General features: G+C 62.0%; 15 protein-coding genes. 7 read left to right on the plus strand and 8 right to left on the minus strand.

The features are described from left to right. Position 1 precedes the first annotated feature (1 nt). The gene (locus AB4N82_RS19085) at positions 2-460 is read left to right on the plus strand and encodes an Hsp20 family protein (RefSeq protein WP_032885931.1); all 459 of its coding nucleotides are present in this window, start codon (positions 2-4) and stop codon (positions 458-460) included. A gap of 92 nt (positions 461-552) precedes the next feature. Here AB4N82_RS19085 and AB4N82_RS19090 read toward each other — a convergent pair whose 3' ends face one another. Next, positions 553-1,197 carry a TetR/AcrR family transcriptional regulator gene (locus AB4N82_RS19090; protein WP_179178660.1) on the minus strand — a complete coding sequence of 215 codons (645 nt, stop codon included), beginning with the start codon at positions 1,195-1,197 and terminating at the stop codon, positions 553-555. Between the two features lie 122 nt (positions 1,198-1,319). Between AB4N82_RS19090 and AB4N82_RS19095 the strand changes: the two genes are divergently transcribed. The 4 genes from AB4N82_RS19095 to AB4N82_RS19110 all read left to right on the plus strand — a co-directional run bounded on the left by AB4N82_RS19095 (position 1,320) and on the right by AB4N82_RS19110 (position 5,510). Then, entirely contained in the window at positions 1,320-2,531 is a 1,212-nt protein-coding gene (locus AB4N82_RS19095; RefSeq protein ID WP_460102594.1) for an MFS transporter, read from the plus strand. A 61-nt stretch (positions 2,532-2,592) separates the two neighbouring features. Next, positions 2,593-3,027 (plus strand): hypothetical protein, encoded by a 435-nt coding sequence (locus tag AB4N82_RS19100; RefSeq protein ID WP_122764620.1) that lies wholly within the window; start codon positions 2,593-2,595, stop codon positions 3,025-3,027. Beyond that, positions 3,024-4,478 (plus strand): ATPase domain-containing protein, encoded by a 1,455-nt coding sequence (locus AB4N82_RS19105; protein WP_032885925.1) that lies wholly within the window; start codon positions 3,024-3,026, stop codon positions 4,476-4,478. The genes AB4N82_RS19100 and AB4N82_RS19105 overlap by 4 nt, the downstream gene beginning before the upstream one ends. A 15-nt stretch (positions 4,479-4,493) precedes the next feature. Further along, positions 4,494-5,510, plus strand: a complete 1,017-nt coding sequence (locus AB4N82_RS19110; protein WP_460102598.1) for a sensor histidine kinase — start codon at positions 4,494-4,496, stop codon at positions 5,508-5,510. On the opposite strand, the gene AB4N82_RS19115 is transcribed toward AB4N82_RS19110, so the two are convergent. Then, the gene (locus tag AB4N82_RS19115; RefSeq protein ID WP_122764623.1) at positions 5,507-6,568 is read right to left on the minus strand and encodes an SDR family oxidoreductase; all 1,062 of its coding nucleotides are present in this window, start codon (positions 6,566-6,568) and stop codon (positions 5,507-5,509) included. The two genes, AB4N82_RS19110 and AB4N82_RS19115, sit on opposite strands and share 4 nt — an antisense overlap. Before the next feature lie 156 nt (positions 6,569-6,724). Here AB4N82_RS19115 and AB4N82_RS19120 point away from each other — a divergent pair, with 156 nt between their 5' ends. Continuing rightward, positions 6,725-7,522 carry a DNA/RNA non-specific endonuclease gene (locus AB4N82_RS19120; protein WP_032885922.1) on the plus strand — a complete coding sequence of 266 codons (798 nt, stop codon included), beginning with the start codon at positions 6,725-6,727 and terminating at the stop codon, positions 7,520-7,522. A gap of 9 nt (positions 7,523-7,531) precedes the next feature. On the opposite strand, the gene AB4N82_RS19125 is transcribed toward AB4N82_RS19120, so the two are convergent. The 4 genes from AB4N82_RS19125 to AB4N82_RS19140 form a co-directional block, all read right to left on the minus strand. Beyond that, positions 7,532-7,711, minus strand: a complete 180-nt coding sequence (locus tag AB4N82_RS19125; protein WP_032885921.1) for a DUF1289 domain-containing protein — start codon at positions 7,709-7,711, stop codon at positions 7,532-7,534. Between the two features lie 34 nt (positions 7,712-7,745). After that, the gene (dmeF, locus tag AB4N82_RS19130) at positions 7,746-8,651 is read right to left on the minus strand and encodes a CDF family Co(II)/Ni(II) efflux transporter DmeF (RefSeq protein WP_032885920.1); all 906 of its coding nucleotides are present in this window, start codon (positions 8,649-8,651) and stop codon (positions 7,746-7,748) included. Then, positions 8,648-8,923: a metal/formaldehyde-sensitive transcriptional repressor gene (locus AB4N82_RS19135; protein ID WP_032885919.1), complete on the minus strand. Its 276-nt coding sequence runs from the start codon at positions 8,921-8,923 to the stop codon at positions 8,648-8,650. Before AB4N82_RS19135 ends, dmeF begins: the two co-directional genes overlap by 4 nt. A 75-nt stretch (positions 8,924-8,998) precedes the next feature. Beyond that, positions 8,999-10,216 (minus strand): MFS transporter, encoded by a 1,218-nt coding sequence (locus tag AB4N82_RS19140; RefSeq protein WP_032885918.1) that lies wholly within the window; start codon positions 10,214-10,216, stop codon positions 8,999-9,001. A 244-nt stretch (positions 10,217-10,460) separates the two neighbouring features. Here AB4N82_RS19140 and AB4N82_RS19145 point away from each other — a divergent pair, with 244 nt between their 5' ends. Further along, on the plus strand, positions 10,461-11,672 hold the full coding sequence (locus tag AB4N82_RS19145) for a YeeE/YedE family protein (RefSeq protein ID WP_122764624.1): 1,212 nt from the start codon (positions 10,461-10,463) through the stop codon (positions 11,670-11,672). Position 11,673: 1 nt separating this feature from the next. Here AB4N82_RS19145 and AB4N82_RS19150 read toward each other — a convergent pair whose 3' ends face one another. Beyond that, complete coding sequence (locus AB4N82_RS19150; RefSeq protein ID WP_081797666.1) at positions 11,674-11,835, minus strand: DUF2986 domain-containing protein; 162 nt, start codon at positions 11,833-11,835, stop codon at positions 11,674-11,676. A 60-nt stretch (positions 11,836-11,895) separates the two neighbouring features. Continuing rightward, on the minus strand, positions 11,896-13,122 hold the full coding sequence (locus AB4N82_RS19155) for an MFS transporter (RefSeq protein ID WP_032885915.1): 1,227 nt from the start codon (positions 13,120-13,122) through the stop codon (positions 11,896-11,898). Positions 13,123-13,212: the final 90 nt, after the last annotated feature.

Here is a 13,212-nt window from a genome sequence, read left to right on the forward strand (position 1 = left end):
AATGGCTACTACTCTCTCGTTGGCCCCTCTGTTCCGTCATTCCGTTGGTTTTGACCGGTTCAACGACCTTTTTGAATCGGCGCTTCGCAGCGAGGCCGGTACCACCTATCCACCTCACAACGTCGAAAAGCATGGGGATGATCATTACCGGATCGTCATCGCGGCCGCAGGACTTGTGGAGGATGACCTGGAGATCCAGGTGGAAAAAGGCGTGTTGACCGTCGCCGGTGGCAAGCGTGAACACGATGAGGGCATCACTTACCTGCACCAAGGCATTGCCCAGCGCGCGTTCCGTCTGTCGTTCCGCCTGGTCGACCACATCGAAGTGCAGGGCGCGCAACTCGCCAATGGGTTGCTGAGCATTGATCTGCTCAGGGTGGTCCCGGAGGAAGCGAAGCCTAAGCGCATTGCGATTGGCGGTGCGGCCAAGGCTGACGTGAAATCCATCAGCGAGCAGTAAGGCTGGAATGAATAAAGGCGCTCTTCGGAGCGCCTTTATTCGTATGGGCTAAAGATGGGGCAGGTGGGCTGCGACTTTTACCGGTGGTTGTTTTAGTGCCCGCCCCGGTGCCGAATGGGCGGCGCGATGGACGCGGCAATATCCCATGTCAGCATGAGCTGGCTGATCGCCCCATCGATCGTTGCATGCGGCACGCCATCGCGCGCCAATAGCGACACGCCCTGCAAAAAGCTGTCAAACACACTCGCCATCACCGCCGCCTCCGTCGTTTCGGGTAGCTGGCCTTCACGCTTTGCCCGCTCAACACACGCCACAATCCCCGCCCGTGTGCGCAGGCGCGACTGGGTCAACCCATCCGCCACCCGTGCATTCTCCGGGCTCGGTGCGCTCATCACACCCAGTGCCACCATGCAGCCCTTGGGGTGGCCGTCTTCACACTGCATGCGCGCCGATTGGCGCAGCGCCGTCTCGACGGCCTGACGCGGTGGCAGGGCTTGGTCCCACAGGCATTCGGTGACCTGGGCGTAGGTCGCGAGGTAACGCTGCACGCACTCATCGAACAGCGCCTCCTTGGAGCCGAATGCAGCATAGAAACTCGGCGCGGAGATCCCACCGCCCAGGCCAGCCTTGAGCTGGGCCAGGGAGGTGGCGTCGTAGCCGTGCTGCCAGAACAGGTGCAGGGCCTGTTCCACGGCCTGTTCGCGGTCGAAATTACGGGGGCGGCCCATTTGTGCCATTTCAGGTCTCCGGTGGGGAAAACGAGATAAATACTAGTCGATACATAAGTCGTTGACAACGCGCGCCGATCGCCCGCAACATCTGTATCGATCAGTATCTAAATCTTGCCTAGGAGTTTCTTGTGACCCCCTCACTCACTTTATCGGCCGCATCCGAGCGTTTGCCCATCGGGGCCTTGCTCGCCCTGGCGATGACCAGTTTTATCTGCATCGTCACCGAAACCTTGCCCGCCGGCCTGTTGCCGTTGATCAGCGACGATCTGGGCATTTCGCCGTCCATGGCCGGGCAAATGGTCACGGCGTACGCGCTGGGTTCGGTACTGGCGGTGATCCCCATGACCATCGCCACCCGTGGCTGGCGCCGACGCAACGTGCTGCTGCTGACCATCGTCGGCTTTCTGCTGTTCAATTCGATCACCGCGTTGTCGTCCCACTACGGCGTGACGCTGGTGGCGCGCTTCTTCGCCGGGGTGGCGGCGGGGTTGGCTTGGAGCCTGCTGGCCGGTTACGCCCGGCGCATGGTCGCGCCGCATCAACAAGGTCGAGCGTTGGCGCTGGCGATGGTCGGCACGCCGATTGCGCTGTCGCTGGGGGTGCCGCTGGGTACCTGGCTGGGTGGGCTGGTGGGGTGGCGTACCACGTTCGGCCTGATGTCGGCCGTGAGCCTCGTGCTGATTGCCTGGGTGCTGGTGAAAGTACCGGATTATGCGCCCCAGCCCGCGCATCAACGTCTGTCGCTGGGCAAGGTGCTGACCACTCCGGGCGTGCGCCCGGTGCTGGCGGTGGTCATCAGTTGGATGCTCGCGCATAACATCCTCTACACCTACATAGCCCCGTTTGTGGCCCAAGCCGGGTTGGCTGAGCGCGTGGAACTGGTACTGCTGGTATTTGGCATCGCCGCGTTGGCGGGGATCTGGATCACCGCCAAATTGGTTGAGCCGTTACTGCGCAATACCGTTTTAGTGAGCCTGGTGATGTTTGCGGCAGTGAGCCTGGTATTCGGTGTTCTTGGCGCAGTGCCCGCGGTGATCTACCTCGGCGTGGCGGTATGGGGCTTGAGCTTCGGCGGTGCGGCAACGCTGCTGCAAACCGCCCTGGCCGACGCGGCGGGCGAGGGGGCGGATGTGGCGTTATCGCTGAACGTGGTGGCGTGGAACAGCGCAATCGCCGGCAGTGGTGTGGTGGGCGGTGTGCTGCTGGATACCTGGGGCGTGGCCTCGTTTGCGTGGGCGATGCTCGTGTTGATCGGCGTGGCGCTGGCAATTGTCTGGGCGGCGCGTGCCCATGGTTTCAGGCCGGGGCGAAGGGCTGGTGTTGAGACAGCGACTCAATAAACCTTCGGTCGAGCGCCATAGGGTGTACGCTGGGTCTCAATTCATCGGATATAAGCCCGTCATGTCCACGCTAAGCGAAGAGAGCCGCCGGATCGTAGCTTCTCTGGCGCACCGTGTTGGTCCCAGCGCTGATACCGCGCGTATCGCCGAAGTGATCGTGTCGATACTGCAAGGCATGGATGCCGCACTGACGCCGATCATCGGCCAGCAGGGCGTTGTTGCGTTGACACGCCGCAGCATCCACCTGAGCGCCTCCATTCATCCCCACCTGACCAGCACGTTTGAACGTGCGCAGGCGGCGCCGGATCTGCTCGGCCTCAAATCCGTGCTGGTTGAGCAAAGTGAAGCGGATGCACTGCTTTTCGGTGAAGGGCTGCTGATCACCTTTTACACGCTGCTGACCACGCTGATCGGGCCTTCGCTGACCGCCCGTTTGCTGCGCGACGTGTGGGAACCTTCTTTGAGCGACACCCCTTCGCAGGAAAATTCGCCATGAGCACCAAAGTAACTATCAACCGCCTGGCTACCGGCGTGCCAGGGCTGGACGAGGTGCTGGGCGGAGGTTTGCCGGAGTTTTCGTTCAACCTGATCGCCGGCCCTCCCGGCTGCGGCAAGACCACGCTGGCGCATCAGATGATGTTCGCCCTAGCGACACCTGAGCGGCCCGCGCTGTTTTTCACTGTCTTGGGTGAGCCGCCGTTGAAGATGTTGCGTTATCAGCAGCAGTTCGACTTTTTCGACAACGATGCGATCAACCACTCGATTCGCTACATCAACCTGGCTGACGACACGCTGGCAGGTGACCTGGATGAAGTGCTGCGGCGCATCGTCAGCGAAGTGGAGGCGCATTCACCGTCGCTGGTGTTTGTCGATTCCTTTCGTTCGGTGGTGCTGGCTAGCCAGACTCAGCACAACCCCAACAACAACCTGCCGCAGTTCGTTCAACAACTGGGCATGTTGATGACCACTTGGCAGGCGACCACCTTCCTGATTGGTGAGTACTTCACCGAAACCGACACCAACCCGATATTCACCGTAGCTGACGGGTTGATCTGGCTGCGCCAGAGTGTTGAGCGCAATTCCATGGTGCGCAAGATGGAAGTCATGAAGATGCGCGGCCAACCGACTTTGCCGGGTTTGCATACCTTCCGCATCGCCAGTTCCGGCATCAATGTGTTCGCACCTGCGCCGCTCAACCCGGTCGAGATACCGATGACGCTGCCGATGCAGCGCTTGAAAATGGGCGTGCCACGCCTCGACGAAATGCTTGGTGGCGGTTTGCCTCGCGGCTATTCGCTGCTGGTGGCGGGGCCTTCTGGGTCGGGTAAGAGCATCCTGGCGGCGACCTTTCTGGCCGAGGGTGCGCGCAATGGCGAAACCGGCGTTATCGCGGTGTTCGAGCAACGGCCCAACCGCTCGCAAAACGCTACCCTGGCAGACCTGATCCAAAGCGGAAGGGTCAGCCTGGTGGACAGCCGGGCGCCGGATTTGTCCATCGACGAAATCGTCCAACTGTTGCTGAGCGAGATCAGCCGCTTGAACGCCACGCGGGTGGTCATCGATTCGCTGTCGGGCTTTGAGCTGGCCCTGGCGCCGACCTTTCGTGCGGACTTCCGTGAGTCGCTGTCACGCATGGTTACCGCGTTGACCCGCGCCGGGGTCAGTGTATTGATGACCTCGGAGCTGGAAGACCGCTACACCGATCTGCGCTTCAGCCCTTACGGCACGGCGTTCCTGACCGATGCGATCATCGTGCAGCGCTACATCGAAGTGCGCAGCCGCCTGTTGCGCATCATGGCCGTGGTCAAGGTGCGTGCCAGTGCCCACAGCGATGAGCTGCGCCAATATCACATCAATGACGATGGCCTGCAGATCGGCGAGATGCTCGCTGACCAGGAAGGGCTGCTCGGTGGTCGTCCGACTAGCCAGCCAATTAAGGAACGATAATGTCTGAGTTGACCCATGAGTAAACGCGCTGGAGAGGACGAGCGTGAAGCAGCCAATGCTGCCCACGAACTCTTCCTGCTCGGCCAGAAAACCGTTGAAGCCCGAGCGGTACTGGCCGCATTGCAGCAGCAACTGAGTGACGCCAACAGTCGCCTGGAGGATTCCCAGCACGTCGAGCAGTTGATCGAGGCCAACCAGCAGTTGGTGCTCGCCATACTCCTGGCCCAATCCGTACCGGTCGCCATGCCGGGCATGGAAGAGCAACTGTTTCAGGAAATGCGTGAGGCCAACGCGCAACTGGTCATCGCAGCGCTCGGCGCCCAGGACCTGCAGGCGACAGCGGAGCGAGCGTTGGACCAGCAGAAAGGCATCCTTGCGATGGTCGCCCATGAACTGCGTAATCCGCTGACCCCCATCAAGCTGATTGCCGAGCGAATGGTACGGCTGCCCAGTGATCAACTGCCGCGCATGCGCGAGTTGATCGAGGGCCAAGTCCAGCATATTTCTCAACTGGTCGACGACTTACTGGATGTCTCGCGCGCCAGCACCGGCAAGCTGCGTATCAACTGCAGTGAAGTGGACATGCTGCGTATTCTGAATGCCGCCGTCGATGCCTGTAGCCCGGTGATGATTGCGCGAAAGCAACAGTTTGATGTCGAGCTGCCTGACGCTGCTCTGATCGTCAACGGCGACCCGGGCCGACTCGCGCAGATTTTGCACAACCTGCTGGCCAACGCGGCCAAGTACACGCCCGTAGGCGGCACCATCAGCATGACGGCCACCGTGACCGCCAAAGTGCTGCGGATCAGTATTGCCGACAATGGCATCGGTGTTACCGCCAAGGCACTGCCGTTCATTTTTGACCCGTACGTGCAAGACACACACGCCATCGGCTTCAACGTGACGGGCCTGGGCATTGGCTTGACGGTAGTGCGTGAATTGGTCGAAGCCCACGGCGGTAAGGTGACGGGGATGAGTGATGGGCATGGCAAGGGCAGCGAATTTGTGGTGACGCTGCCCCTGGTGCGTTAAGGGATCAACCGTGCTTCGCGCAACTTATCGAACACCTCGAAAAATGCCTGGTCGCTCGCCTGGTAGGCGGTGAACCCCATCTTCCGGCTCTTGGACATGTCCGTGACCACCTCAATCGGGCGCCCCAAGTCAGCATCGGTGTGCCAGGGCGAGGCGAGGCGGCTGATGTCCGTTTCCTTCAGCCCATGCTCCGCAGCGAGCTGGCTCCAGGCTGCCTGATCGTCGGCCATCTGACTCTCAAGCGGCGAGGGTTTGGCCGGGAAGTCTGCGGGTACAAGGCCAAAATAATCGGCAATCTGCCCCCACATCCATTTCCATCGGAACACGTCGCCGTTAGTGATGTTGAACGCCTGGTTGGCCGCCGCCGGCGTGGTGGCGGCCCACAGCTGTTGTTGTGCCAATTGCCGCGCATCGGTCATGTCGGTGAGGCTGTCCCATTGCACGCGGGAACCTGGGAATACAAATGGGCGCCCAGTGTGTTTGCAGACGCTGGCGTAGACGGCAAGGGTGGTCGCCATGTTCATCGCATTGCCCACGGCCACGCCGGTGACTGTGTGCGGGCGATGCACGCTCCAGGTGAAGCCGTCCTTTTTGGCGGCGGCGAACACTTCGTCTTCCTGGGCGTAATAGAAGTTCTCCACATCCAGGCGGCCTTGCTCTTCGCGGAACGGGGTTTGCGGCAGGCTGCCCTTGCCATAGTTTTCGAACGGCCCGAGGTAGTGCTTCAAGCCGGTGACCAAGGCCACATGCTGCACGCTGCCGGCGGGGCGCACGGCATCCAGCACGTTGCGCACCATGGCGGCGTTGACGCGGATGTTCTCGGCTTCGGTGGCCTGGCGCGACCAAGTGGTGATGAATACGTGGGTGGGTTTCAGATCGGCCAAGGCCAGTTGCAGCGATGTCGGGTCCTGCAAGTCGGCGGCGACTGGAATCACGCCCGGCACCTGTGATGGCTGGCGGGACAGCGCGGCGACCTGCCATTGTTGTTCAAGCAGTAGCTGGGTGATGGCGCTGCCAACGATGCCGCTGGCGCCTACGACGAGTGCTGTCTGGGTCATAAAATTCTCCCGAGGATGTAGGCTTCTGAGCCCCTGCGTGTAGGAGAGGTTCAACCTTATCCGTGAGTCTCGCGGCACCAAACAGACGAATCAGGGTCCATAAGCCCCGCACGAACATTCGCGCTTCTCCGTTACCCTCACCATAAGATTTAAAGCATGTACCTACGCACTATCGCTGTCGGGCTGTCGGCCCTTGTTTTGTTTTCTACCGCTGTAGATGCCCGCAGTCTGGTAAACCCCTACACCCCCACCGAACAACGCGCCTCATTCGATGGCTGTGCCGATCTCTTCCCTGCCGCCGCCCCAATTAAGACAGCCACCGTTCCGGCGTCGATGAAACCCCTGGCGCTGTGTTCCGAGACGTTTGCGGTGCTCTACTCACAGACCAGCAAGACCCCGTTGGTGGTGGTCGAACGCCTGAACGCTGCGCAGTTGAAAGATGCCAAAGGCGAGGAGCGCACCAACCAGTTCTATGCCGACCCGCGAATTCCAAAAGGCGGCCGCGCGGAGCTGAGCGACTACCGCAGCCAGCACCCGGCCGTTGACCGCGGCCACCAGGCTCCGGCCGCCGATGCTCCCAACGCCCGCGCCATGGCGCAGTCGTTTGCGCTGTCGAACATGGTGCCCCAAGACCCCACCAACAACCGCAAGATCTGGAGCAAGGTCGAGGCGGACGTGCGCAAGTTTGCCAAGCGCGCCGGCGGCGATGTGTATGTGTTTACCGGGCCGCTGTTTGACCAGGGTTACAGCACCATCGGCGACAACAAGGTCTGGGTGCCGACGCGCCTGTTCAAGCTGGTGTACGACGCCTCCAGCCAGCGCGCCTGGGCCTACGTGCTGCCCAACGCTGAAACGCGCATCCAGAAGCCGATGGACTACGACACCTTCGTGAAAAGCACCGGGCTCAAACTGCTGGGTAATCTTCCGGTGTCGGGGTCGATTGGGCGCTCCTGAATACGCGGCTTACTTAGCCTTTTTCAACGCCTTCAAGCGTTGGGTTGCACGTTGCACCGCGGCCATTTTCTCGGGGCGTTTCATGCGTTTCCACTTGCGGATGTCGTCCTTGCTGCGTCCACAGCTGACGCACAGGTCGCCGCTGAGCTGACAGGTGGAGACGCAGGGGTTTTCGATGTCTTTAGCCAAGAGGTCACCTGGAGATGGGGTAAAGGGGGCGCACTCACGCCAAACGAAACTCAACGGTGAGGTGGCTCACTTCATGCACCGGCTTGAGTCGCTCGCGAATGCTGTCGGCATCCGTGCTCGCCTGGCCGACCACGCTCACAATCGCCGCGTGGGCGTCGGGGCCGACGCGCCACACGTGCAGGTCGGTAATCCTGGCGTCGCCGGGTTGCTCGACCAGCTCGCGGATTTCGGCGGCGACGTGCTCATCGGTTTGATCCAGCAGCACGCCGGCGGTTACGCCCATCAGGCTCCAGGCCCAACGCGCAATCACGATGGCGCCGACGATACCCATCACCGGGTCCAGCCACACCCAGCCCAGGTAGCGCCCGGCCAATAGCGCCGCAATGGCGAGGACGGAGGTCAGCGCATCGGCGAGCACATGCACATAGGCGGATTTCAGGTTGTTGTCGTTGCTGTGGTGATGATGCTCGTGGTCATGCTCGTGGCTGTGGCCGTGCCCCAGCAACAGCGCACTGACGATGTTCACCACCAGGCCCACGATGGCAATCAGAGTCGCGGTACCGAACTGCACCGCGGTGGGTTCAAGCAGGCGGATCACTGACTCGACGCCAATGCCCAGGGCCACTAGCGCCAGGATCAGCGCCGAGGCGAAGCCACCCAGGTCGCCCACTTTGCCGGTGCCGAAGCTGTAGTGCGGGCTGCGCGCGTGGCGCTTGGCATAGGCATAGGCTGCGGCGGCAATGCCCAAGGCACCGGCATGGGTCGCCATATGAAAACCATCAGCCAGCAAGGCCATGGAGCCGGTGACGTAGCCGGCGGCAATTTCCGCCACCATCATTACCACTGTCAGCATCACCACCCACAGGGTGCGCCTGGCGTTCTCTTCGTGGGCAGCGCCGAGGAACACATGCTCGTGGGCGTGATTTGTCATGAGCGTCATTTGGCGTAACGCCGGATGGCTTCGAGCAGTTCTTCGACACCCTTGTTGCGTTCTTCCTCGCTGAGGGAAGGATCCGCCACGTGCGCCCTGGCGTGCTCTTCGATGATCTCTTCCATCAAGCCGTTGATGGCGCCGCGCGTAGCGGCCACCAAGTGCAGGGTCTTGGCGCAGTCAGCGTCCGACTCCAGGGCTTTCTCCACCGCCTGAATCTGCCCGGCGATGCGTTTAACCCGTTTTATCAGGCTGTCTTTGTTGGCTGCGATATGGCTCACGATATACCCCCCTACCTATAGTGGGGCGGATGGTGCCATACCCCACCCCCCTATACAAGGACGCCGAAGCGAGGGTTACTTGGGCCGATCCAACCGATGCCGCAGGGTGTAGACCGCCACACCCACTGCCAGGATGCCCGACAACGCGCCAACACCCAGTGCCCAGCGCGGGCCCAGGTGGTCCGCGACCCAGCCGACGATAGGCGCACCGATCGGTGTGCCGCCCAAGGCCACGCCGACGCGCAGGGCAATCACTCGGCCGCGCATGGCGGGTTCGGTGGTGAGTTGCATCAGGCTGTTGGTGGTGTTGCTGAAGGTCATGGCACCGACGCCGATGATCACCAGCGCCACGGCGAACAACCAATAGTTCGGCGCCAGGGCCGCCAGCGTGCAGCCAATGCCGAAGATCGCCGCACCGTTGAGCAACGACTTGAACTGTGGCCGCTCGCGTCCGGCGGCCAGCAGGGCGCCGGCAATGGTGCCGATGGCCAGCGTCGAGGAAAGCAGGCCAAAGGCGCGCGCATCGGTATGGAACGCAGTTACCGCCATGGTCGAGATAAAAATCGGGAAGTTCATGCCGAAGGTGCCGATCAGAAACAACATCAGCAGGATCGCCTTCAAGTCCGGCCGTGCCCACACATAGCGCAGGCCCTCGGTCAGGCTGCCCTTGGTACGCAGCGCCCGCACCTTGGCGTGCTGTCCCGACACCCGTAGGAAAAAAAGCGAAACCAGCACCGCAAAGAAACTGCTGCCATTGAGCAGGAATGCCCAGCCGGTGCCCACCGAGGCGATGGTCAGGCCCGCCACGGCGGGTCCGATCATGCGCGCCATATTGAACGACGTGGAATTGAGTGCGATGGCGTTGGACAAATCCTTCTCGGCCACCAGTTCCGCGACGAAAACCTGCCGCACCGGCGCATCGAACGCCGACGCGCAGCCGGACAAAAACGCGAACACATACACGTGCCACAGTTCGACAAACCCGGTGACGGTGAACACCCCCAGCGTCAGTGCCAGCAGACCCATGAGCGCCTGAGTGACCATCAGCAATTTGCGCTGGTCGTAGTGGTCGGCGGCAAAGCCGGTCCATGGCAGCAACAGCAACTGCGGCCCGAACTGCAACGACATCACGATGCCAACCGCCGCAGCGTTGTGCGGGGTCAACTGGGTCAGCACCAGCCAGTCCTGCGCGGTGCGCTGCATCCAGGTGCCGACATTAGAGACCAACGCCCCGGCGGCCCAGATGCGGTAGTTGGGGCTGCGCAGGGAGCGGAAGGTACCGAGGAAACTCATAGCGGTATTCGTGACTCCTCAAACAGGGCGAGGTGATTTGAACAGGCGCTGCCGGCGCAGTACTCAGCCACAGTGACGGTCAATGTGGGAGTTGTCGAGCCCTGGCGAGGCTGCGATGGCGGCGGCATTGCCAACCTCCATGTTGCCTGACACACCGCTATCGCAGCCTCACTGAAGTCCGACAACTCCCACAGGCTATACTCGCCCGTTCGAAATCCCCCCTTCAAACAAACCGAGATACCCCATGAGCACCTCTCTCCCTATCACTCCCGCGCGCAAGCCTGTCGCGCCGTTGGTGGCCTTTGTCATCCTGGTGCTGGGCGCCTTGTTCCTGCAAAACAGCGTCGGTTCGCGCCAGGTGCTGTTGCTGGTGGTCGGCGCCGCACTGGGCTTGACCCTTTACCACGCTGCCTTCGGCTTCACCTCCGCTTGGCGCGTGTTCATCAATGAGCGCCGTGGCGCTGGCTTGCGGGCGCAGATGGTGATGCTCGCGCTGGCAGTGCTGCTGTTTTTCCCGGCGCTGGGGGCGGGCACGTTGTTCGGGCAGCCAGTGGTCGGGCTGGTGGCGCCGGCCGGGGTGTCGGTGGTGTTTGGCGCGTTTATTTTCGGCATCGGCATGCAGTTGGGTGGCGGGTGTGCCTCGGGCACGCTATTCACCGTGGGCGGCGGTAATGCGCGGATGCTGGTGACGTTGTTGTTCTTTATCTGCGGCTCGCTGATCGCCACACACCATGTGGACTGGTGGTTTGCGTTGCCGGCGTTCCCGGCGGTGTCCATCGTCAAGAGCTTCGGCGTAGTGCCCGCGTTGCTCGCCAGCCTGGCGATGTTTGCGCTTATCGCGGCCGTCACCGTGCGCCTGGAAAAGCGCCGCCACGGCCAGCTTGAAGAGGGCGTGACCAGCGAACATCAGGGCTTGCGCCGCTTCCTGCGTGGGCCATGGCCATTGGTGTGGGGCGCGATTGGTTTGGCGTTGCTCAACTACGCCACCCTCGCACTGGCCGGGCGGCCGTGGGGCATCACTTCGGCGTTCGCCCTGTGGGGCGCCAAGGTGGCGAGTGGTTTGGGTGTGGACGTAAGCGCTTGGGCGTTCTGGCAGATGCCGGGCAATGCCAAGGCCCTGGCGGCGCCGGTGTGGGAGGACATCACCAGCGTCATGGACATCGGCATCGTCCTCGGTGCGCTGTTGGCCGCCGGCCTGGCTAGGCGTTTCGCCCCCAGCCTGAAGATCCCGGCCCGCTCGCTGATCGCTGCGGTGATCGGCGGCCTGCTGCTCGGTTACGGTTCGCGCCTGGCGTACGGCTGCAACATCGGCGCGTACTTCAGCGGCATCGCCTCGGGCAGCCTGCATGGCTGGGTGTGGCTGGTGGCGGCGTTTATCGGTAACAGCGTAGGCGTGCGCCTGCGGCCGTTTTTCTTTGTGGGCGAGCGCCGTCAGGTGGCGCTGAGCGGCTGCTGAGTCAGTCTTGCGGGGAAACGCTTGGCGCCTGATCCGCTTCAGCCGCCAGCTTTTCCCGCTCTGCTTTGCTGATGTACCTGTCCTTGGATTTAGGCGCCAATTTGGCGCTGGCCTTTTTGGCCTTGGCCTTGAACAGCTGCTGCAGTTTTTTCTGGCGATTCATGGGTGTCTACCTGGGTTAAACGTGCCCGGATGATACCAGCTTAAAAATCGCAGCCAATGGCTAGCAAGGCTGCGCCGCCAAGCTGTTGCTGACCCTGCGTCCCAACACCAGCACCGTCACAAACCCGCAACCTACCAGCGCCGTGGCCAGGCTCAACAGCACCGCGCTGCCCATCTGGTCGACGATCTGCCCGCCAAAGAACGAGCCCAGGGCAATGATCACTTGGAACAACGCCACGAACAGCGGCATGCCGCGCTCGACATCCTTGGGCGCCACCACAAACATCCAGATACTCGCGCACGCCGGGAAGGCGCCAAAGGCAAAGCCCCACAGCGCGATCAGCATCGCCGCGCCGGTCATGCCGGTGGCGAAGTACGGGAACAGCGCGGTGCTGGTGCCGATCATCAACGCCACCAGCAGCAAGGTATTGCGCACGCTGCGGTTAGCCGCGAACCCGGCAAAAATATTGCCCATCACGCCTGCGACGCCGTACAGCAGCAACAGCGAACCAATGGTCGGCCCGTCGAAGCCAGAGCTGTGTTTGAAGAACGGCGCGACATAGGTGTAGGCCGCAAAGTGCGCCAGCCCGATCAGCAACACTGCGATCAAGCCGACCCGCGCTTGTGGGTTGATAAATAAAGCCGGCAGATCACTGATGCGAATGGCCTTCTCCGGCGTGAGTCTTGGCAGCAGGAACATCTGCGCCAACAGCACTGGAATGCCCACCAGCGCGGTCACCAGGAACGTCATGCGCCAGCCCATCAGGCCACTGAGCCAGGTGCCGACGGGCACGCCGAGTACGGTGGCCAGGGTCACGCCCATCATGATGATCGAAGTCGCCTTCGCTACGCCCACACCCTTGGGCGCCAGGCGACCGCTCAGGGCAATGGCCGTGGCCCAGAAACCGCCGATGCTGATGCCCAGCAACACACGGCCGAACAGCAGCAGGTTGAAGTCGCTGGCAAAGGCCACGACCGAGTTGGCGATGATCATGATCAGCGTCAGGCCGATCAGCAGATAACGACGGTCCATCGCGCCAATGCTCACCGACAGAAACGGTGCAGCGAGGGCGGCCATGATGCCGGGCAGCGTCACCATCAAACCCGCGTGGCCGGCACTGATACCTAGGTCGGTGGCGACATCGTTGAGCACGCCCACCGGCAGGAATTCACTGGTCACCAGGGCAAAAGCACCTACCGCGACCGAGAGAATCGCCAGCCACTGCTGTTTGACGCTTTGTTGATTATGTTCGGGACGGCCGCTGGAGGCCTGGCTCGCGCTTGGCATAGTGATGGGTTCCAAGAGGGGATGTCGCCTGAGGCCAGGCGCATGGGAAGAAGTGGGAAGCGATTATAGGAAGGGCCGTTGGTCGGCCTA

The organism is Pseudomonas sp. H1_D04, from assembly GCF_054683855.1.